General features: G+C 48.4%; 18 protein-coding genes and 3 riboswitches. Of the genes, 5 read left to right on the forward strand and 13 right to left on the reverse strand.

Features of this window, described 5'->3' with window-relative positions:
• The first annotated feature begins 135 nt into the window (after positions 1-135).
• Together treP and treC are read left to right on the forward strand one after the other, a co-directional pair.
• Complete coding sequence (treP, locus tag F8N00_RS00820) at positions 136-1,575, forward strand: PTS system trehalose-specific EIIBC component (RefSeq protein ID WP_087681522.1); 1,440 nt, start codon at positions 136-138, stop codon at positions 1,573-1,575.
• 21 nt (positions 1,576-1,596) lie between these two features.
• Positions 1,597-3,237 carry an alpha,alpha-phosphotrehalase gene (gene treC, locus F8N00_RS00825; protein ID WP_075643033.1) on the forward strand — a complete coding sequence of 547 codons (1,641 nt, stop codon included), beginning with the start codon at positions 1,597-1,599 and terminating at the stop codon, positions 3,235-3,237.
• A gap of 210 nt (positions 3,238-3,447) precedes the next feature.
• Here treC and F8N00_RS00830 read toward each other — a convergent pair whose 3' ends face one another.
• Complete coding sequence (locus F8N00_RS00830) at positions 3,448-4,806, reverse strand: alanine/glycine:cation symporter family protein (RefSeq protein ID WP_035395828.1); 1,359 nt, start codon at positions 4,804-4,806, stop codon at positions 3,448-3,450.
• Positions 4,807-4,995: 189 nt separating this feature from the next.
• Here F8N00_RS00830 and F8N00_RS00835 point away from each other — a divergent pair, with 189 nt between their 5' ends.
• Entirely contained in the window at positions 4,996-6,699 is a 1,704-nt protein-coding gene (locus F8N00_RS00835; RefSeq protein WP_035395827.1) for a methyl-accepting chemotaxis protein, read from the forward strand.
• Between the two features lie 49 nt (positions 6,700-6,748).
• Here F8N00_RS00835 and F8N00_RS00840 read toward each other — a convergent pair whose 3' ends face one another.
• From F8N00_RS00840 to F8N00_RS00880, 9 genes are all read right to left on the reverse strand, one after another.
• The gene (locus tag F8N00_RS00840; protein WP_035395824.1) at positions 6,749-7,570 is read right to left on the reverse strand and encodes a DUF6612 family protein; all 822 of its coding nucleotides are present in this window, start codon (positions 7,568-7,570) and stop codon (positions 6,749-6,751) included.
• 212 nt (positions 7,571-7,782) lie between these two features.
• The gene (gene ribE, locus F8N00_RS00845) at positions 7,783-8,241 is read right to left on the reverse strand and encodes a 6,7-dimethyl-8-ribityllumazine synthase (protein WP_035395821.1); all 459 of its coding nucleotides are present in this window, start codon (positions 8,239-8,241) and stop codon (positions 7,783-7,785) included.
• Positions 8,238-9,428, reverse strand: a complete 1,191-nt coding sequence (locus F8N00_RS00850) for a bifunctional 3,4-dihydroxy-2-butanone-4-phosphate synthase/GTP cyclohydrolase II (RefSeq protein WP_035395818.1) — start codon at positions 9,426-9,428, stop codon at positions 8,238-8,240. Before F8N00_RS00850 ends, ribE (F8N00_RS00845) begins: the two co-directional genes overlap by 4 nt.
• Positions 9,428-10,054 (reverse strand): riboflavin synthase, encoded by a 627-nt coding sequence (gene ribE / locus F8N00_RS00855; RefSeq protein WP_035395815.1) that lies wholly within the window; start codon positions 10,052-10,054, stop codon positions 9,428-9,430. Before ribE (F8N00_RS00855) ends, F8N00_RS00850 begins: the two co-directional genes overlap by 1 nt.
• Positions 10,039-11,079: a bifunctional diaminohydroxyphosphoribosylaminopyrimidine deaminase/5-amino-6-(5-phosphoribosylamino)uracil reductase RibD gene (gene ribD, locus F8N00_RS00860; protein WP_075643055.1), complete on the reverse strand. Its 1,041-nt coding sequence runs from the start codon at positions 11,077-11,079 to the stop codon at positions 10,039-10,041. The genes ribE (F8N00_RS00855) and ribD overlap by 16 nt, the downstream gene beginning before the upstream one ends.
• Positions 11,080-11,238: 159 nt before the next feature.
• Positions 11,239-11,383, reverse strand: a riboswitch (FMN riboswitch).
• Between the two features lie 183 nt (positions 11,384-11,566).
• Positions 11,567-12,772, reverse strand: a complete 1,206-nt coding sequence (locus F8N00_RS00865; protein WP_075643034.1) for a M20 family metallopeptidase — start codon at positions 12,770-12,772, stop codon at positions 11,567-11,569.
• A gap of 22 nt (positions 12,773-12,794) precedes the next feature.
• Entirely contained in the window at positions 12,795-13,613 is an 819-nt protein-coding gene (locus tag F8N00_RS00870) for a MetQ/NlpA family ABC transporter substrate-binding protein (RefSeq protein ID WP_029342773.1), read from the reverse strand.
• A 19-nt stretch (positions 13,614-13,632) separates the two neighbouring features.
• The gene (locus tag F8N00_RS00875) at positions 13,633-14,283 is read right to left on the reverse strand and encodes a methionine ABC transporter permease (protein ID WP_023469541.1); all 651 of its coding nucleotides are present in this window, start codon (positions 14,281-14,283) and stop codon (positions 13,633-13,635) included.
• Positions 14,273-15,301, reverse strand: a complete 1,029-nt coding sequence (locus F8N00_RS00880) for a methionine ABC transporter ATP-binding protein (protein WP_075643035.1) — start codon at positions 15,299-15,301, stop codon at positions 14,273-14,275. The genes F8N00_RS00875 and F8N00_RS00880 overlap by 11 nt, the downstream gene beginning before the upstream one ends.
• A gap of 86 nt (positions 15,302-15,387) precedes the next feature.
• Positions 15,388-15,491, reverse strand: a riboswitch (SAM riboswitch).
• 249 nt (positions 15,492-15,740) lie between these two features.
• A riboswitch (SAM riboswitch) is annotated at positions 15,741-15,842 on the forward strand.
• Positions 15,843-15,909: 67 nt separating this feature from the next.
• On the opposite strand from F8N00_RS00880, the gene F8N00_RS00885 reads away from it, so the two are divergent.
• A complete protein-coding gene (locus tag F8N00_RS00885) occupies positions 15,910-16,668 on the forward strand; it encodes an alpha/beta hydrolase (RefSeq protein WP_075643036.1) in 759 nt (252 codons plus the stop codon).
• A gap of 1,160 nt (positions 16,669-17,828) precedes the next feature.
• Here the strand turns inward: F8N00_RS00885 and F8N00_RS00890 are convergent.
• On the reverse strand, positions 17,829-18,443 hold the full coding sequence (locus F8N00_RS00890) for a thymidine kinase (RefSeq protein ID WP_035395950.1): 615 nt from the start codon (positions 18,441-18,443) through the stop codon (positions 17,829-17,831).
• Between the two features lie 183 nt (positions 18,444-18,626).
• Between F8N00_RS00890 and F8N00_RS00895 the strand changes: the two genes are divergently transcribed.
• Entirely contained in the window at positions 18,627-19,277 is a 651-nt protein-coding gene (locus F8N00_RS00895) for a DedA family protein (RefSeq protein ID WP_023469545.1), read from the forward strand.
• Between the two features lie 35 nt (positions 19,278-19,312).
• On the opposite strand, the gene F8N00_RS00900 is transcribed toward F8N00_RS00895, so the two are convergent.
• Both F8N00_RS00900 and rho read right to left on the reverse strand, forming a co-directional pair.
• Positions 19,313-19,558 (reverse strand): type B 50S ribosomal protein L31, encoded by a 246-nt coding sequence (locus F8N00_RS00900; protein WP_023469546.1) that lies wholly within the window; start codon positions 19,556-19,558, stop codon positions 19,313-19,315.
• Between the two features lie 91 nt (positions 19,559-19,649).
• On the reverse strand, positions 19,650-21,023 hold the full coding sequence (rho, locus tag F8N00_RS00905) for a transcription termination factor Rho (RefSeq protein WP_023469547.1): 1,374 nt from the start codon (positions 21,021-21,023) through the stop codon (positions 19,650-19,652).
• Positions 21,024-21,294 lie beyond the last annotated feature (271 nt).

Raw genomic sequence — 21,294 nt, forward strand, 5'->3', positions numbered from 1 at the left:
TTCATTCTTTTTCAACTTATCTATATAAGTTCTTGACCAACTTATATAGATAAGTTAAGATAAGTGTGCGCAGATAAGAAAACGTTTTCATTTCAAAAATGGTCGAGTATGTCACTTCCAAAAAGGAGCATCGAGATGAAACCAAACTATCGTCAGATTGCAGAGCAAATCATTGAGAACATCGGAGGCAAGGAGAACGTCGAGCAGGCAGCTCACTGTGTCACCCGTCTTCGTTTAACGCTTAAGAATCAAGAGCTTGTCGATCAAGACGCCTTACTTGAAGTCCCGCTCGTCAAAGGCGCGTTCTTGAACGCGGGTGTCTATCAAATCGTCATTGGTGCCGGAGACGTCGACCGGGTCTATGCAGAATTCATTCAATTAACCGGTTTACAGGCAACGACGATCGCAGATGTCAAATCGTCTGGCGCTGCCAAGATGAATCCGTTCCAAAAGTTGATCAAAGTCTTTTCTGATGTCTTCATGCCTATCATCCCGGCGATCATCGTTGCTGGTCTCTTAATGGGAATCAATAATCTATTCGGTATCGAGTTCGGTGGCAAGACGATGATTGACCGTTACCCGAATCTGCAAGGGTTATGGGACCTCATCAATATGATGGCAAACACGGCCTTCGTCTTCCTCCCGGCACTCGTCGGTTGGTCAGCGACGAAACGCTTCGGTGGAAGTGAGATTCTCGGGATCGTCATGGGTCTGATGCTTGTTCATCCAGATCTCTTAAACGCTTGGAACTACGGACAAAGTGCTCTAAAAGGTGAAATCCCGACGTTCAACATTCTCGGTCTCTTTGAAATTGAAAAAGTCGGTTATCAGGGACAAATCCTCCCTGTACTCGCCGCTGCTTATGTTCTCAGTACGATTGAACGTTGGCTCAAAAAACGGGTACCGAATGCGATTCAATTACTCGTCGTACCGATTACGACGATCACATTGACGGGATTCCTCGCCCTTGCCGTCATCGGACCAGTCACGCGTCAAGTCGGTGACTGGATTACGATCGGTGTCGTCAATACATTCGAAGCTGTTCCATTACTCGGTGCCCTACTCTTTGGTGCACTCTATGCGCCGCTCGTCATCACTGGCATGCACCACATGTTCATCGCTGTTGATCTACAGTTGATCGGACAAAGTGGGACGACGTTCATTTGGCCGATGATCGCGATTTCGAACATCGCTCAAGGTTCAGCAACACTCGCGATGCTTTTCCTCGCGAAAAACGTTAACGATAAAAACATGGCATCAACGTCCGCTTTATCCGCCTACTTCGGAATCACGGAACCGGCCATGTTCGGGGTCAATCTCCGGTTCAAGTATCCGTTTTACGCGGCACTCGTCGGTTCAGCGATTGCGTCAGCTTTCATCGCTGTCAGTGGCGTTCTTGCTCCTGCGATCGGTGTTGGCGGATTACCTGCTTTCATTTCGATCGTACCAGGTTCGATTCTGTCGTTCATCGTCGGCATGGTGATTGCGATCATCGTCCCTGTCGCCTGTACGTTCCTGTTCCACTATGTCTCAACGAAACGCGCAAAAAAAGCTGCCCTGAAAAAAGCAGCGTAATTCTAGAAAGGTGTGTATCTCATGATCACGACAACCGATTGGCGCAAATCCGCCGTTTATCAAATTTATCCGAAGAGTTTTTATAGTCCGGAGGGCAAAGCGACCGGTACATTGCGTGGCGTCACTGCCAAACTCGATTATCTGGCGGATCTTGGTGTCGATTACCTTTGGTTGACGCCGGTCTATGCCTCACCGCAGAACGACAATGGCTATGATGTCAGTGATTATTACGCGATTGATCCATCCTACGGAACAATGGCCGATTTCGAGACGTTACTTGCAGAAGCAAAACAACGCGGTCTGTCTGTCATGATGGATATCGTCGTCAACCATTGCTCGACGTCGCACTCTTGGTTCGAAGAAGGACGTCACCCGGATAGTCCCTATCACGACTATTTTATCTGGCGCGAGACACCGAACGACTGGGTATCAAAATTCGGTGGTCCCGCTTGGTCATTTGATGAGGTAGCCGGCAAGTATTACTTGCACCTGTTCGACAAGACACAAGCGGATCTGAACTGGGAAAATCCACGTTTACGGGAAGATGTTTACAACATGATGCGCTTTTGGCGGGATAAAGGAGTCAGCGGCTTCCGACTTGATGTCATCAATTTGATTTCAAAGACGCCAGGTCTTCCAAACGATCCAGCAGGAGACGGACGGACGTATTATACGGACGGACCGAACGTCCATGACTACTTGCAAGAGATGAACGCAGAAGTCTTTGCCGGACACGATCTCATGACGGTTGGTGAGATGTCGTCGACGTCACTTGAACACTGCCTTCGTTATTCTTCGCTTGATGAACAAGAACTGAAGATGACGTTCAACTTTTATCATTTGAAGGTCGATTATCCGAACGGTGAAAAATGGACGGCGGCACCGTTTGATTTCAAACAACTGAAACAGATTTTCTCCGACTGGCAATCCGGCATGAACGGACAAGCCTGGAACGCGATCTTTTGGTGCAACCATGACCAGCCACGCGTCGTCAGCCGGTTTGGTGACGACGCCACGTATCGCGTCGAAAGTGCGAAGATGCTCGCGACGACGCTTCACGGCTTACAAGGGACACCGTACATCTATCAAGGAGAAGAGATCGGGATGCCGAATCCGGACTTCACGGATCTGTCCGACTACCGCGATGTCGAAACATTGAATGCGTATCAGGAAGCGCGGGACAACGGTGTAGCGGAAGAAGAAATTCTTGCTGCGATTCGTCAAAAATCGCGTGATAATGCGCGGACGCCGATGCCATGGTCGGATGCTGTCAACGGTGGCTTCAGTACGAGTGAACCATGGATACCGGTCTCGCCAACGTATGATCAGATCAATGTCGAGACGGCTGTCGCAGATCCGGAATCGGTCTATCATCATTACAAACAGTTGATACAGCTCCGTAAACAGTATGACGTGCTCACGGATGGTTCGTACCGTCTGTTGACACCAGACGATCCGTCACTCTGGGCGTACGAACGCGTAACGAACGAGGAAGAGTTGCTTGTCGTTTCGAACTTCTACGGAACAGACACGACGTTCACGTTACCTCGTGACGGGTCGGACTATACGGTGTTGATTCACAACTACCAGGAGATGCAGACAGAAGATCACACTCTGACGTTACGTCCTTATGAATCCTTGATGCTTTATCGTAAAAAGTGATGCATCTCTTGTTGTTCTCTTGATCACCATCTCTAACAACGCATGTTTTATCATCCTCGCTTTCCACAGGCGGGAGTCGAGTATGATGCACATTCGTATTTCTTTCGGATCAAATAAAAAGGGAAATCACCATCCGAGTACATGACCCGGAACGTGATCTCCCTTTTCTCATACTTCATCATACACGAACTCGTTTTTAGAGCATGTATCCTACGAAACCTTCCGATTCGCTTCTTCTCGTCTCAACTGTTCGCGGAACAGTCGTGTCTCGGCAATGACGACGCCAGACAATCCAATCAAACCGATTAAGTTCGGAATCGCCATCAATCCGTTAAAGACATCGGAAATCGCCCAGACCATGTTCAAGTTCGTCGTCATCGCGCCGGCTCCGGCGACTAAAACGAACAGGATGCGGTACGGTAGGATTGATTTTTGACCAAATAGATAATAGATCGACTTTTCACCGTAATACGACCAACCGAGGACCGTCGAGTAAGCGAACATGACGAGACCAATCGTAACGATGTATTTCCCGGCAGGACCGAGGAAGACCTCGAAGCTTGCTGTCGTCAACTCGACGCCTTCTAATTTCGTGTCCAACTGTCCCCCCATGACGAGCGTCAGACCCGTGATCGAACAGACGACCAATGTATCGAGGAAGACTTGCGTCATCGAGACGAGCGCTTGACGCCCCGGGAAGTCCGTCTTCGCAGCAGCGGCTGCGATCGGTGCTGAACCGAGTCCTGCTTCGTTCGAGAAGACACCACGCGCGACACCATAACGAATCGCTGCCCCGATTGCCCCACCCGTGATGGCTTCGTTTGAGAACGTACTGCTGAAGATCGTCGAGATCGCACCTGGAATCAAGTCATAATTCATGACGAGAATCAGCAAGCCACTTCCGACATAGAAGAAAATCATGAACGGAACGAATAAACTAACAACCTTTCCAATCGATTTGACTCCGCCGAGAATGACGACACCCGTCAATACCATCAACGCGATCCCCGTCACGTAAAGTGGCACATCGAACGTCGATTTCATCGCAAGGGCGACCGAGTTTGTCTGGACCCCGTTTCCAATACCAAACGCAGCGATCGAAGCGAATGCAGCAAACAAGACACCGAGCCATTTTTGCTTCAGTCCACGCTCAAGGTAATACATCGGTCCTCCTGCCATCTGTCCTTTTTCATCGACGACGCGATATTTGACGGCAAGGATCGCTTCCGCGTACTTCGTCGCCATCCCGAACAAGCCGGACAGCCACATCCAAACGATCGCCCCAGGTCCCCCGAGAACGACAGCTGTTGCGACACCGACGATATTCCCCGTACCGACGGTTGCAGCTAGTGCCGTCATCAATGCTTGAAAGTGACTGATGTCGCCTTCTGACTTATCGTCCTGATGCTTTGAAAACGCAAGCTTCAGCGCATACGGCAGTTTGGTAATTTGAATGAATCCTAAGCGAATCGTCAAGTAAATCCCCGTACCGACCAACAGAATGAGTAACGGTGGTCCCCAAACAAAATTGGACACCTTACCAATCCAGTCACTAAATGAATTTCCCATTCGTTTTACCTCCCCCTATGTAATCTATAGTTCCTTACCATTTTTTCAGAATTTACTGATAATTGTCAAACTATTTTTTCATAAAACTATTCTACATTTTAATTTTTTCTATAATAAGTAAATTTTTTACTTGTGACGGTATAATCAAGAAAATGAATAGTTCATCTTGCAAAAAAAGGAGCGAATCATATGAAGATTAAAACGAAGCTTATCTTATTGTCCTCCATCCTTTTGCTTAGCTTGATCGGTGTCGGGTTATACGGCGCATCTTCTCTCAATCGTGTTGACCAAGAGAGTCAAACGATCACCTCGTCCTGGATTCCCGGTCTGAACTTATCTCATGAAACGAATACTGCTCTATCTGATTTACGACGTGTCGAATTACTACACATTCAAGAAAATGATCCAGAAATCAAAGCCGGTTATGATAAGCGTGTCAAAGACGGTTTAGCGACCGTTGATGCGAATCTCGCGAAATACGAAAAAACGATTTATTTAGAAAGCGATCGCGCACTGTACAATGATCTCACAAAAAAATGGCAAACTTTCAATGAGACGACTGATCGTCTTCTCGCCCTCAGTACACCAGAAACTCAAAAAGAAGCGGTCACCTATTATGAAGGTGAGAGTCGTGATTCATACTTCGCTGTTTCGGATCAATTGACGAAAATCGTGAAATACAATAATCAACAAGCTGGTAAAAATGGTGACGCTATCACCAGCGCCGCTAATACGGCGCACCTTATGCTGTTCACGATCATCGGTGTCGTCGGATTGCTCGGTGTCATCTTCACCGTCTTGATTTTACGCTCAATCTTCGGTCCACTCCGTCAACTGCAGGCGAAAACGCATGAACTCGCAACACAAGGTGGTGACTTGACGGCGCAACTCGACGTCGTACGAGAGGACGAAATTGGACAAATCGCCAAGTCGATGAATCAATTCATCGCTCACTTACGAACAATTATTGTCCAAGTCGATGATACGGCAACACACGTCGTGTCGACCTCTCGTCATGTCTCTGGTCGAATCAGCGAACTCGATCAAGATATGGCGTCGACTTCGCATACGATTGAAAACTTATCGGCGGGTATGCAAGAGACAGCCGCTTCAGCTGAAGAGATGAACTCGTCTGCCGTCGATATGGAAGCGACGATTCATGACATCGTCTCCGGCGCAGAAGCGAACGGAAAACGCGCTCAAGAAGTCGGCGGTCGTGCTGAATCGCTTCAAGTTGTCGCCACAGAAGCGAAACAGACCGCCACTCAAATTCTCTTCGAAACAAAAAATAAACTGGAAGATGCGATGGCACGGGCGAAAGCCGTTAAGGAAATTTCCGTTTTGTCTGACGCGATCCTTTCAATTGCGGCGCAAACGAATTTATTATCCCTTAACGCTTCGATTGAAGCAGCACGTGCCGGAGAAGTCGGTCGAGGCTTCGCCGTCGTCGCCGATGAGATTCGAAAACTCGCCGAGAGCAGTCGAGATACCGTTGAACAAATTCAAGACGTCTCACTCTCCGTCATCGATTCCGTCGAACACTTGAATGCCGCGTCCGGTGAGATGCTCTCTTTCATCGATACAAAGGTCGTCAAAGACTATGATTTATTCGAAGATGCCTCGATTCAATACCGTGATGATGCGCAATTATTCGGTGATGCAGCAGAACATTTTGCCGCTCAAGCTGGTCAACTTCAGGAACTGACAGCAAATATGCTTGGTGTCATCCACGATGTTGCCGTCACCGTCAATGATGGGGCGCAAGGCACACAATCGATGTCGGAGCAAATCAATCATTCCGTTCAAGCGTTCCGAGATGTGCATGAACAGACTTCCGTCAGTCAACAGCAGGCGGAAGCATTAAAAGAGGTATTACGTCAATTTCAAGTCTAAATGAGACAAGCCCCTCACTTCCGATTGGAGGTGAAGGGCTTGTTGTTCGTTATTGTGTCGCACCTGTGAGCGGTTGGGCATCTTTTGCTTCCGCCGGTAATTTGATTTCGTCAATCTCATTGAATTTCGAGAACGTCGACGCGTTTTTCATATTGAACTCGGTATCTTTTTCAATCGCAAATACCATGTCCATGTCGAGAGACTTCGGATAGAACGTTTTTGCGTCATACGTCATCTTGTAGTTCATCTTCTTATAGTCGATGCTATCCATCGCATCCTTCATCTGCGCCATCTGTCCTGTTTGTTCGAGCGAATCCTTCATGAAAGCTTTGAGGTCGTCACCCTTTAGTTTGACGTCGATTTGATAGACGTCACCCTCTTTTTTTGCTGTCCAGTTGTCTTTATACTTTTTCAACAGCTTGAGATTTTGATCCGTCGATGCCGATGACTCCATTGCTTCAACCATATCGCCTAGTTCCGAGACATCTTGAACGAGCCATTGTCCGTTTTGCGAGATATACATCTTATCGTCGACGATATAGCTCTCAATCGACATGTCTTTACCGTCCTGTGGATTTTTCATTGTCATCGTCTGGTGCATCGTAAGCGGCTTCTGGATGATATCGGCGGATACCTTTTGATCCACTGTCATCTCACCTGCTTTTGAGTTGACTGTCCCTTCCATATGGAACGATTTAATATCTTTTTGAGCGGCTGTCGCTTTATTCAGTAATTCCGTATTCGAGAGTTCCCCCGACTTCGTCGAACCAGACCCACTGCCACTCCCTGTATCTGTTTGTCCATCTTGACATCCAGCAAGCCCAATCGATGCTGCAACGATCCCGGCTGCTACCCACCTAGCTTTCTTCATATTCATTTCCTCCTTTATACGCGTTACCCTGATTTACGAAAAACATTGGAAAATGTTTCAAACTTTCTTTAGTAGACCATTACCGTTCTACTTAAAATTGAATCCTCAAATTTCAAATCAACGATTCTTTTTTTGAAATTTGATTCAATCTTCAAGAGATTTCCGCAAAAAAACAGGATGACGGAATGTACCGTCACCCTACCTCTATTCAATTAAATCGTCCGTAAAAGATTCGCCATCTCAATCGCAGAAACCGCAGCTTCGTAGCCTTTGTTTCCGGCTTTCGTGCCAGCACGTTCGACTGCTTGCTCGATCGAATCCGTCGTCAGGACACCGAAGATGATCGGCACGCCTGTATCGCGCGAGGCACTTGCGACACCTTTTGCGACCTCGTTACAGACATAATCATAGTGCGACGTCGCCCCACGGATGACGGCACCGAGTGTGATGACGGCGTCGTACTTACCGCTTTTCGCTAACTTTTCCGCGACGAGCGGAATTTCGAATGCTCCCGGAACCCACGCTGTATCGACAGCATCCGCTGCGACCCCGTGGCGGCGGAAAGCGTCGTTTGCTCCTCCGACGAGTTTTGAAGTGATCAATTCGTTAAAACGTGCTGCGACGATTGCGACGCGTAGTCCTTCTCCTGTTAAGAAACCTTCGTAGATCATGATGTGTGTCCTCCTTGGATGTCGAGCCAGTGCCCGAGTTTCGTTTGTTTTGTTTTTAGGTAACGCTGATTTTCCGGCTCGGCCGGTACTTGATGGGGTACACGTTCGATGATTTCGATCCCCTCTTGCTCGAGCACCCGTTGTTTGTCCGGGTTGTTCGTCATCAAGCGGATCTTCGTCACGCCGAGATCGCGCAACATATTGGCTGCGACCGTGTAGTCACGCATGTCCGTCGGATAACCGAGTGCATGGTTCGCTTCGACCGTATCGAGTCCTTGTTCCTGTAACTCGTACGCTTTTAACTTCGCCATTAGACCGATGCCGCGTCCTTCCTGACGTAAATACAAGACGGCTCCACCTTCTCGTTCGATCCGCTCGAGTGCCGCATCGAGTTGTGGTCCACAATCGCAACGCTTCGAACCGAAGACATCCCCTGTCAGGCATTCCGAGTGTAGACGGACGAGCATCCCGTCTTGCGCTTCGCCGGATAAGACAGCGACATGTTCTTTCTCGTCTTGCGTCGTATAGCCAATCATCCGGAAAGCTCCGAACGTCGTTGGAAGTAATACTTCTGCTTCACGTGTCAATGGACGCTCGAGATACGCGACAAGTGCTTCGATCGTGATCAGTTTTAAATCGTGTTCTTCCTTATAGAGAAGTAGATCGTCGACCCGTGCCATCGTGCCATCTTCTTTAATGATTTCACAGATGACGGCGATCTCATCGCTACCGGCAAGACGGGCAAGATCGACACCTGCTTCCGTATGTCCGCGTCGCTCCCGGACACCACCCTCTTTTGCGATCAACGGGAAGATATGACCCGGTCGTTTGAAACGTTCCGGTCCATCCGTCAGCATCCGCTGAATCGTTAGCGACCGTTCCTCGGCACTGATGCCGGTCTTTGCCTCTTCATGATCGATGCTGAGCGTGAATGCCGTCCCATGCGGGTCCGTATTATTCGCTGTCATCGGAGCAAGTTCGAGTCGCTGTGCGATCCGCGGACTGACTGGTACACAGACGAGTCCTTTTCCATGTGTAATCATGAAGTTGATGTTTTCCGGTGTCGCGTGTTCCGCGAGCATGACGAGATCGCCTTCATTCTCACGATCCTCGTCATCACAGACGATGATCGGTCGTCCGTTTTTCAAATCTTCTATTGCGTCTTCAATCAAGTCGAATCCGTTCATTACATGTCGCCTCCTAAGAATGCTGCCCAGTCCGTCTGCTTCTCATGCTGCGTGAAATGATAGAGATGTTTCGCCATCATGTCACACTCGATATTGACGACTGCACCGCTTGCCAATCGATCAAACGTCGTCACTTGACGGGAGTGCGGAATCAATGAAATCGAGATCGTTTCCGGTGTGACGCGTTGCAACGTCAGGCTCGTGCCGTTGATTGCGATCGAGCCTTTCGGAATACAATACTTTTGCCACGCTCCGACATCAAACGTATAGACCATCGCTTCTCCATCCGGTCGCCGACTGATCAGTCGGGCTGTTCCGTCGATATGTCCACTAACGAAATGTCCACCGAAGCGACCGTCTGCCGGCATCGCCCGCTCAAGTTGCAAGGGACTTCCGACTCGGTACGTACCGAGTGCTGTTGAACGGATCGTGTCATGGACGGCATCTGCCGTGAAACCGGTTGGACTCATCGACGTGACCGTCAAACAAATCCCGTCGACGGCGATGCTATCACCGATCTTCGTTCCTTCGAGTACCCGGTGCGCCTCAATTTCAAGCGCTAACCCGTTCGGTCGCGGGATCTTTCGTTTTAAGGTTCCGACTTCTTCAATCAATCCGGTGAACATGTCGTCTCCTCCTTTCGGATGTACGTCAGATGGAGATCCGGTCCGACCGTCTCAACCTGGTCGATTTGAAAACGATCTTCGATATCGTGTTGACCATTCCACGCATCGCCTTCAAAAATCGATGGGGCTTGGTAGACTTCGATTCGGTCAACGAGATCTGCCTCAAGGAAAGCGGCTTGAATCGTTGGTCCGCCTTCAATCAAGACACTACGGATGTCTTGTTCGTATAAGCGTTTCAAAATCGCTTCCGGCGTCTCATATTCACCGACAAGGACCGTCACCTGATCGTGACTAACACGCGGAACACTCGTCAGCCAGTAGGTTGGATTTTTACCATCGCGGAAGACTTGCGCCGTCTCCGGAATCCGCCCCCGGCGATCAACGATTACTCGAATCGGCTCGATGCCTGACGATGCGCGTAACGTCAGTGCCGGATCATCGACGAGCACCGTCTCACTTCCGACGAGGATGGCATCGTGGCGTCCACGCAGGGCACGACCGTTCGCGCGTGCTTCTTCTGACGTGATCCAGCGCTGTTCACCTGTCGTCGCGATCCCGTTCATCGTCTGAGCGATTTTGACGGTCACGGTCGGACGTTTTCGTTCGATCGTCTTCCAGAATACCGTGTAAAGGGCTTCTGCCTCATGCCGTAACAAGCCGACATCGACTTCGATTCCCGCGTCCTGTAGCCGTTTGATTCCGGAACCAGCGACAATCGCATGTTTGTCTTCCGTTGCAACGAAGACTCGTTTGATTCCTGCTTGTAGAATTGCTTCCGTGCATGGTGGCGTCTTGCCGTGATGGTTGCATGGCTCGAGCGTCACGTAGAGATCGGCACCACGGGCGGCTTCTCCTGCCATCCGTAAGGCTTCGACTTCTGCGTGCGGCCCACCGGCAAACCGATGTGCACCGAAGCCGATGATGCGTCCTTGTTTGACGATGACACAGCCGACACTTGGATTCGGACTTGTTTGTCCGTGTAACATTTGTGCTAATTGCATGGCATAACTCATCATCTGTGACATCGCGTTCACTCCTTTCAAATGAAAAAAGACGCCCCTTGAAAAAGGGGCGTCTGTATAGAAGGGTTCACGAAATACACGGTTCGCTTCCTGCATTTTTTCATGCAGAAAGAGACCGTCTCCTGAAAACATTTTTTCAGAAAACAGCTTGAATCGCGTCGTTTCGTTCTTCTCCCATCCGGACTTTACCGTCGGCCCTGGAATCTCACCAAGTCAGCCATGATGCGTACATCATGGGTCGCGGGCTCGTCGATCGATTGATCGCATCACCGCCGGTTGGGATTTTCACCCTACCCCGAAGAACTGGATTATTGAGTTATACAACTTTAGCCTAGCATATCTTTTTCAAGAAAACAAAGCGCAAATGCTTCTGTCTTGTCTCTTTTTTGATTTCGTTCCACTTCTGTCACCCGTCCCCAATTCGTAATCGACTGCATCTCAAAAACGACCGGAGCACTTGATAGCAGTGCGTCCAGTCGTTATTTTCCACTTACAAATAACCATTCTTCCGGTCATGGAATTCTTGCGCAATCACCCCGCGCGTCCGTTCATCAGCGAGGACGCGAAGCGCTGTCCGGGCGAGGATTTTTGCTCCTGTGATCAATGCTTCATCTCCAGCTTCTGAACGGGCCGCTTCTTTGAATGCTTCCGTATGGGCGACGAGATCATCTGGTCCAATCTTGATATACGGATGGATCGTCGGGATGACTTGACTGATGTTACCGGCGTCCGTTGAACCAAGACCCGGTCGTTCGTCCAAGTGAACGATTTCGCCGAGCGCCTCTGCTTCTTCTTGGAACAGACGGTCGAACGTCCGGTTGAAGACGAGGTTATCGACTTCATTTTGGAAGGCGATGACGTCAAGCGTCGCCCCGGTCGCGAGTGCCGCGCCTTGGGCAACGGCCTTGACTTTTTCCGTGACGGCATTGAGGCGTTCCCGTGTCGTCGCCCGGATGAAGAAACGTGCTTTTGCGTATTCCGGAATGATGTTCGGCGCATCGCCACCATGCGTGATGATCCCGTGGATCCGGACATCGTCCGGTAATTGCTGACGTAAGGCGTTGATTCCGTTGAAGAGTTGAATGACAGCGTCGAGGGCGTTGATGCCTTCTTCCGGTGACGCCGCTGCGTGTGCCGGACGACCCGTAAAGGCAAAGTCGAGCGGATCGACCGCAAGCGAAGAACCCGTGATCCGTGTTTGACCTGACGGATGGACCATTAAGGCTGCATCGATCCCTTCCAGCAACTGATGTTTGACGAAACTGCCTTTCGCACTACCGTTCGGTCCACCTTCCTCGGCCGGTGTTCCAAGGACAACGACACTCCCGCCGACTTCATCGAGTATTTTACTGAGCGCGATCGCCGCTGCGACGCTCGTCGTGCCGATGATATTATGACCGCACGCGTGACCAATGCCTGGCAACGCATCATACTCAGCAAGAAAGGCAATCGTCGCACCTGGTCGGTCGCTCGACTTCTTCGCGAAGAACGCGGTATCGTGCCCCGCGACGCCGAGTTCTACCGTAAAACCTTCCGCCGTTAGACGCTCCGCATGGAGCCGCGAAGCAAAGAATTCCTCGTTCCCGATTTCCGGCGTCGCATGAATTCGGTGACTCGTCTCAAGGTACGATTCCCGTTTTTGTTCGATGTCTTGTTCAATCGTCTCTACCCATGTCGTGCGTACTGGTGTCGTCATGCTATCCACTCTCCTTTTGAAATTATTCGCCGATGTCGCTTAGTGGGACGAACGTCGGGATTGTACTGCCTTTGTATTCTTTTTTGATGAAGGCCGCGACATCTTTTTGTTGATACAGCGATGCGATTTTTTTCAGTTCTTTTTTGTTCTTGTCTTCCGTCCGTGTCGCGATGATGTTGATGTATGGTTTTGCTGTCTCGTTCTCATGGACGATCGAGTCCTTGATCGGGTTGAAGCCAGCGTCAACGGCAATGCCATTGTTGATGATTGACGCCGCGACGTCCGGTAAGACGCGTGGCGTTTGCCCGGCGACGATCGGAACGATTTTCAGCTTCTTCGGATTCTCGACGATCTTATCGACCGAACCGTTGCCATCGAAGTCATCCGGTAACTTGATCAGACCGGCTTCTTGCAGTAACAAGAGGGCGCGTCCCATGTTCGTCGCTTCGTTCGGAACAGCGATTTTCCCGCCAGTTGGAATGTCTTTGACGTCCTTGTATTTATCCGAGTAGATCCCCATCGGTGCGATGACAGTCGTCGCAATCGGCGATAGCTTCAAGTTATGTTCTTTCTTGAAAGCGTTGAAGTAGGAAATCGTCTGGAAGGCATTGGCGTCGATTTCACCCTCAGCCAGTGCCATGTTCGGCTGGACATAATCGGAGAACTTGACGAGCTCGATTTTGATGCCCTCCTTTTCTGCTTTTTTGGCGACATAGTCCCAAACTTGTGTGTCTGAACCGCTGACACCGAGCTTGATTGTCTTTTCGTCTTCTCCTGATGCTGCGCACCCGGCAAATAAAATCGTCGTGAGTGTTGCTCCAATTGCTACTGCTTTTTTCATGGCTGAATCGCTCCCTTGATTAATGTCTTCTGATTTTTCGTGCGACGATGTTGCCTGTCGTCTGTAAGCCTTGGACTAAGATGACGAGAATCCCGACCGTGATGATCATGACTTTCGTATCAAACCGTTGATAGCCGTAAGTAATTGCTAAGTCACCCAAACCGCCACCACCGATGGCGCCTGCCATCGCCGATGCCCCGATCAAGCCGACCGTCGCGATCGTTAAGTTCAGGATGAGTGAACCGAGTGCTTCCGGTAGGAGGAAGCGGAAAATCGTTTGAAACGGTGTCGCGCCCATCGCTTCTGCTGCTTCAAGAACGCCTTTATCGACTTCGAGTAAAGAACTCTCGATCAGACGCGCCATGTACGGTGCAGCGTAAAAGACGAGCGGGACGATTGCAGCTTCGGTTCCGATCGACGTCTGGACGATCAACCGTGTCAACGGGATGATCGCGACGAGTAGGATGATGAACGGAATCGAGCGGAAGATATTGACGATACTGTTGAAGAACGTGAACAACGGAACATTTTCAAGTAACGCTCCTTTTCGCGTGACAACAAGCAGGATACCGAGTGGTAAGCCGATCAAGGTCGAGAACAAGAGCGAAACGGATACCATCGTCATCGTCTGCAAGAATGCTGTCCAGATATCACTGTAGTTAACTAGCATCAGCGAGCACCTCCTCGACCGTCACCTGTGCCTGATCGATGTATTGTAACGCTCGTTTCACTTCAGCCGGCTCACCAATCAACTCGACGAGCAAGGTGCCGAACGGCGTATCCTGCAACTCTGTGATGCTCCCGTGCAAAATGTTGACATCGACGTCAAAGCGTTTTGCGACTTGCGATAAGAGTGGTTGCCCGGTGTGATGTCCAAGGAAGTGAATCTTATAGATTGGATGCGCATTTCGCGACTCGATCAACTGACGAATCGATGCTGGAATCTCGTCATGCATGACAGACCGGACGAAGTTCCGTGCTGTCTCGGTCTTTGGATTCGAAAAGACGTCGAAGACCGTTCCTGACTCGATCAACTTTCCAGCTTCGATGACGGCGACACGGTCGCAAATCTCCCGGATGACGCCCATCTCGTGGGTGATCAAGAGAATCGTGATCCCGTACTCGGCATTGATCCGTTTTAATAACTGAAGAATATGATGCGTCGTCTGGGGATCAAGTGCTGACGTCGCCTCGTCACATAAGAGGACGGAAGGTTGCGTCGCGAGTGCCCGGGCGATACCGACGCGCTGTTTCTGCCCACCCGACAATTGATCCGGATAATGATTCGCCTTGTCCGCGAGATCGACGAATTCGAGTAACTCCGTCACCCGGCGGCGAATCTCGTCTTTCTTGACGCCTGCGAGAACGAGTGGCTTTGCAACATTCGTAAAGACCGTGTTCGCATTCAATAGATTGAAGTGCTGAAAGATCATCCCGATCCGTTGTTTTGCTTGGCGTAATTTTTTCGGAGACAGTTGCGTTAAATCTTCCCCATCGACCGTCACCGTTCCTGACGTCGGTCGTTCTAACAGATTGACACAGCGGAGCAGTGAACTTTTTCCGGCACCGCTAAAGCCGATGACACCAAAGATTTCGCCTTTTTCGATCGTCAGGTCGACACCGTCGAGTGCTGCAATCGTCTGATCTTTCGTGACGTACGTTTTTTTGACTTGATGAAATGCAATCATTCCGTTTTCCCCCTTCATTCAACAAAAAAGGTCCCTTCTTGAGAAACAAGAAGAGACCTGGATCCGCACAGTGGCAGAATCCACTCCACTCATCTCTCAGACATCTGTCTGATGGAATTGGCACAGTGCTCATAATGAGTCTGTTGCCGAGGTTTCGTAGGGCCAGTCCCTCCACCTCTCTGGATAAGTATTGCGGTATGAAATTCGTATGTGTGTTGTTGCGTTGTTGCTTATGTCGTAAAACTAATTTTTACATTACGGGTCGGAACTTTAAAAGTCAACCAACTTTTCAAAAATAATCCATTTGGCGCATATCGATGGATGATTAAGTTATGAGTTAGCTTACTGAACGGATCATGATTCGTCAAGAACGATTTGACAAGTCATTTTTGAACGTGCTACCATCGTTTCAATGATTATTCCGACAATTCCAATATGATATTTATCAAGAGTGAACGAGAGACCTGGCTCTATGACTTCACGGCAACCTGCAATCTGTAAGGTGCTCCGACCAGCAAAGCGCGGCTTTGGATGATACGGTGAAAAACTCGTGAGCGTCCAAGCAGTGACGTCGACGAGTTTTTTTCATGAATGGAGGAAAAATAGTAATGATGAACTATCCTGTATTGACTGGTGCTGAAGCGTTTTATTTTCAAGGTGGATCGATCGGCATTCTAATCTGTCATGGTTTTAACGCCACTCCGCAAAGTGTCCGGGACGTCGGTGAGGCATTTGCTGCTGAAGGTTTTACCGTCTATGCCCCGCGCTTACGTGGACATGGAACGAACGTCCGCGAGTTTGAACAATCGACTGCTCGATGTTGGAAGCAAAGCCTGAAAGACGGCTATGAACGTTTACAAGAAACATGCGATCAAGTCTTCGTCATCGGTCAATCGATGGGTGCGACGCTTGCACTGTCACTCGCCGCTGACGGCATTCCGTTTGCCGGCATCATTACGATCAATGCTGCACTCTCCGTTCCATCCTATGAAGCACTTTCGTTCGAGGACGGTCCACAGTACTTACCGGAAGGGGCACCGGACATTAAGCGAGCAGCCTTCGAAATCATTTATGACCTCGTTCCGAGCCGTTGTGCGTTTGAACTCGTCCGTCTGATGGATGAGACAAAAGGACGCCTCGGATCGATCCTTCTACCGACATTGATTCTCTACTCGGCGACCGATCACGTCGTTCCGCCGTCGAGCTCAGATTATCTGCACCAGCACATCGGAACGAATGATAAACGAAGCTACTGTTTACTCAACTCGTATCACGTCGCGACACTCGATCATGATCAGGATCTAATCGTCCGTGAGACGATTCGCTTTATCGAACAATCGTGTCAGTTTTCGCAAGAAACAGGCTGAATCAAAAAAACAGCTATTCGTTTCTATATGGAAGCAAATAGCTGCTACAGATTGTAAGCAAAGCGCAATTTTCTCTAATGGGAGGATTGCGCTTTGTTCATTTCAAATCGTTTTCCTGGGACAAGCATCGACCTCGTCCTGTTAATCAAGATGACGCTTCTTCAACATGTATTTAGTATTTCCTACATGCGACGTACCATCAAAGAGATCTAGACTAACATGACATTCCGTTAATTTTTAGGTCTTGGGTTGAAGGAATAGGTACCCTATTTCTCTACATTAGACGCGTTGCCCGAAAGCAAAAAGACAAATTAGATTAAGACGTCATATACAGGAGAGTACAACAGATCCGGGGAGTGAAAAAACGACGCTTCAAGCAATGCTTACTTTCATTACCGTGAACCTCGAAAAGCCTACAAATTGGTCCTTGGATCCCTCAGGGAATCCACGTTTCTTTAACATTTTAGTAATTAATACATACAACAACCCCTCATTTCAATTACGAAGTGAGGGGTTGTCTACAAGCTGAAACTCCCATATTTAATTATAGGATTTTTTTCTCACTTTTTTCTTTTTTAGCTGCTTTAAAGTTAAGATAAATGGTACACCCAACAGCTGCGATTAAAAAGATTATCCCGTACCCTATTTCAAAGTTAAAACCATAATACAAGATTGTGACTGTAACTAATACAATCAAAACTAATCGTATGCTAGATTTATGGTATTTACTCATTTGTTTACCTCCAATTCCTTACATCAACAGTTATCGTTGTTTGATCTTTTCAATTTATCCATTAAATAAATCCTTCAAAAACACTATACCTTACACCAAAAACCTTCGAAAGGTTACATACAAACGAGAAAAACAGTAAGAGTTTTCAGTTGATGAATCCTTATTGTCTTTTTAATTACTTATATACTCTATGTTTAGAGTTAGCTAACTCACGATAAAGAACTGTTACAAGTAGTAATTAGTTACTTTATTCTTTTAGTCCTAGCTTTCTTTATCATTAATCTCGAGTTTAAAAAAGTGACTAAAAGAAGCTGAGACTTAACTAGCTGAGTTTAACGAAAAAAAAGAATCGCCATCACTCAGGATGTGCAATTCCTTTTTATCATCTGTAAAACTGAGTTATATCCCAGCCTTCGCCTTTTTTCATTTATCGTTCTTGGTGCTGCACCGATTGGAGCGGCTTCGGTTTTCCAGGTACCTCATGGCAATGACGGCAACGTGGCTCATACGATTCCGACGCTCCGACTAGGATGATCGGATCATCATAGTTGGCTGGTTTCCCATCAATCAAACGTTGTGTCCGGGAAGCCGGATCCCCACACGAAAGACAGATGGCTTGTAGTTTCGTCACGAATTCTGCGCGCGCCAGTAATTCAGGCATTTTCCCAAATGGCTCTGCCCGGAAATCTTGATCAAGGCCTGCACAAATGACGCGTTTTCCGTCTTGTGCGAGTGCTTCGATGACTTGTACGATCTCATCATCAAAGAATTGAACTTCATCGATCCCGACGATTTGTGTTTCTTCTGCTACTGCCGCATAAAGATCACGACTCGTCGCCATCGGAATCGCTACGACAGAGTTGCCAACGTGAGAGACAACATGCTCTTCATGGTACCGGTCGTCGATTGCCGGCTTGAATACTTGCACGGGCAGTTTGCCGTACTGCGCCCGTCTGACACGACGAATCAACTCTTCCGATTTCCCGGAAAACATACTGCCACAAATTACTTCGATCCAGCCGTACTGATTTATTACATGCATCATCGTCCGACACCGTCCTCTAAAAATAGTCACTTTAACGAGTATAGCCCGAAACGGTATCGAGAAAAAGGGTTGACTTCCGGAAATCAAAATTCATTTTTTCTTTCCCTAGAATTTTTGTCCTTTCATTCCAACTGCCCCCTATTTCCTGTACACTGAAGAAGAAGATTCTCACGAAAGAAGGTGTCCCCGATTCATCATCTCTTACATGACATCCTGCACCAATATGGTGCCCTTGGTCTCTCCGTCCTTCTCGCAGGTGGTATCGTGGGATTGCCGGTTCCTGATGAGACCCTGCTCGTTTTGTCCGGATTTTGGATGCATCAAGGCAATCTACCACTCGTCGGTACGATTCTCGCCGCTTACGCCGGCAGTTGCATCGGGATGACGATCAGCTATTTACTCGGATTAAAACTCGGTATGCCACTACTACACCGCGTTGGACCGAAAATGCGTATCTCAGAAAAACATATTCTTTCCGCTGAAGCCGGTTTTCGTCGTTACGGAAAATCGGTCTTGATCATCGGTTACTACATACCTGGTCTCCGCCAACTCTCTGCCTTTTTTGCAGGCGTCTCAAAAATGCCGTTTCGCGTTTTTGCGAGTTATGCGTATACAGGTGCCTTGATTTGGATCAGCGTGTTCTTAGGTGCCGGTTACTTCGTCGGCCGCCATCTCTCGTTCCATAAAGTCATGGACTATGTCTTGGCACATCCGGAAGTCATGCCCTATTTAATCGGGATTGCTGGCGGAATCGCCTTCTCGTTCGTCTTGAAGACGTATCTCACGTATCGTTCACAATTCAGTCTATACAAAAACAGCCTGCTTCCGTAATGGAGGCAGGCTGTTTTTTAAGAACCAACAAGTAATTACTTGCGGCCGTATTTTTTGTTGAAGCGATCGACACGACCATCTGCCGCGTTGAACTTTTGACGACCTGTGTAGAATGGGTGCGAGTCTGAAGACACATCCACACGGATGAGTGGGTACTCGTTACCATCTTCCCAAGTGATCGTTTCGTTCGAAGAACGAGTAGAACCGCTTAAGAATTTGTACTCAGTCGTTGAATCCATAAATACTACTTTGTTGTAGTTAGGGTGAATTCCTTGTTTCATGGTTGATTTCTCTCCTTCCGCCCTGGTTCATTTGCTGAGCCAGAGTAAGTTACCTTCCTATACTAAACGATTTTTTTATGCGTCGCAATAGTTATTTTTCTGTCGTCGTTTCCTTCTTGACGGTACGTGGTTTAGCTGGCGCGCGTCGGACCGCCTTCTTCTGTTCTTTCTCAAGTACGACGAAAAATTCTTCATTATTTTTCGTATCACGAATCTTACGCAGGAACGTATCGACGAACTCGTTCGACTCATTCATCGTCCGGCGAATCGCCCAAAGCGCATCAAGCTGCTCTTTCGGAAGCAACAGTTCTTCCTTCCGTGTACCGGACTTCCGAATGTCAATCGCTGGGAAGATTCGACGCTCTGACAACTTACGATCGAGATGCAGTTCCATGTTGCCGGTTCCTTTGAATTCCTCATAGATGACGTCATCCATGCGCGATCCTGTCTCGACGAGTGCTGTCGCAAGAATCGTCAAACTACCACCGTGTTCGATGTTTCGCGCTGCACCAAAGAACCGTTTCGGCTTATGGAACGCAGCCGGATCAATTCCGCCCGAAAGCGTCCGACCACTTTGCGGTACCGTTAAGTTATAGGCCCGTGTTAGACGCGTGATCGAATCCATCAAGATGACGACATCCTTCTTGTGTTCGACGAGCCGCATCGCCCGCTCGAGGACCAGTTCAGAAATTCGGACGTGGTTGTCCGGTGTTTCGTCAAACGTCGAGCTGACGACGTCTGCTCCTGGAACCGAACGCTCAATGTCCGTTACTTCCTCAGGTCGCTCATCAATCAAGAGAATGATTAGTTCGACATCCGGATGATTCTCCTGAATCGAGTTTGCGATTTCTTTGAGGAGTGACGTCTTCCCTGCTTTTGGCGGTGCGACGATCAAACCACGTTGACCAAATCCAACCGGTGCGATCATATCCATGACACGAACGGATAGATGGCGTGGTTCTGTCTCAAGTCGCATCAATCGGTCCGGATAAATTGGTGTCAGTGCCGGGAAGAATAAACGGTTACGGGCAGTATCCGGTGCTTCACCGTTAACGGCTTCCACGCTAAGTAACCCTTGGAACCGTTCGTTTTCCTTCGGTGGACGGACTTTACCTGTGACGACATCACCATTACGTAGATTAAAGCGTCGGATTTGAGATGCTGCGATATAAATATCTTCAGAGGATTGGGAATAATTGATAGGACGAAGGAAGCCAAAGCCACCATCGTTTTGCATTTGTGGATTGCCAGGGATGACTTCGAGTACCCCTTCGAGGAAATAAAGACCAGTCGATTCAGCCTGTGCTTTTAAAATCTTGAACATCAACTCGCGTTTACGGGCTTCCCGGTATTGTGGGACATTTTTCGTCTTTGCGATTTCATAAAGTTCTTTTAATGTCAGTTGGCTCAATTGAGCCAGTGTATAGGAACGTTCTGGTTTATCTTTTTTATCAGTTGTTGGCATGTTCTTCACCTATTCTTTATAAATTCAACTGCATTCAGCATACTTCCATACATACATCAGGAGGTATGTAATTTTATTCGTGAACTAAAGGTATCATATTTTTTTGAATTCGTCGTCAACAATCCTTTGCGTTTCTTACTTTGTAATATTCAAGGATATTATTTCAGTTATGTTACAAAAACATCTGTTTTGTCTTCTAACTGAAAAAACGTTTTCAAGTGTGCGCATGCTAAGATATTCCTGCAGACAAAATTCTTACACAGTTGTAAGG

This window comes from Exiguobacterium sp. A1_3_1 (assembly GCF_048985645.1).
Classification (GTDB): domain Bacteria; phylum Bacillota; class Bacilli; order Exiguobacteriales; family Exiguobacteriaceae; genus Exiguobacterium_A; species Exiguobacterium_A indicum.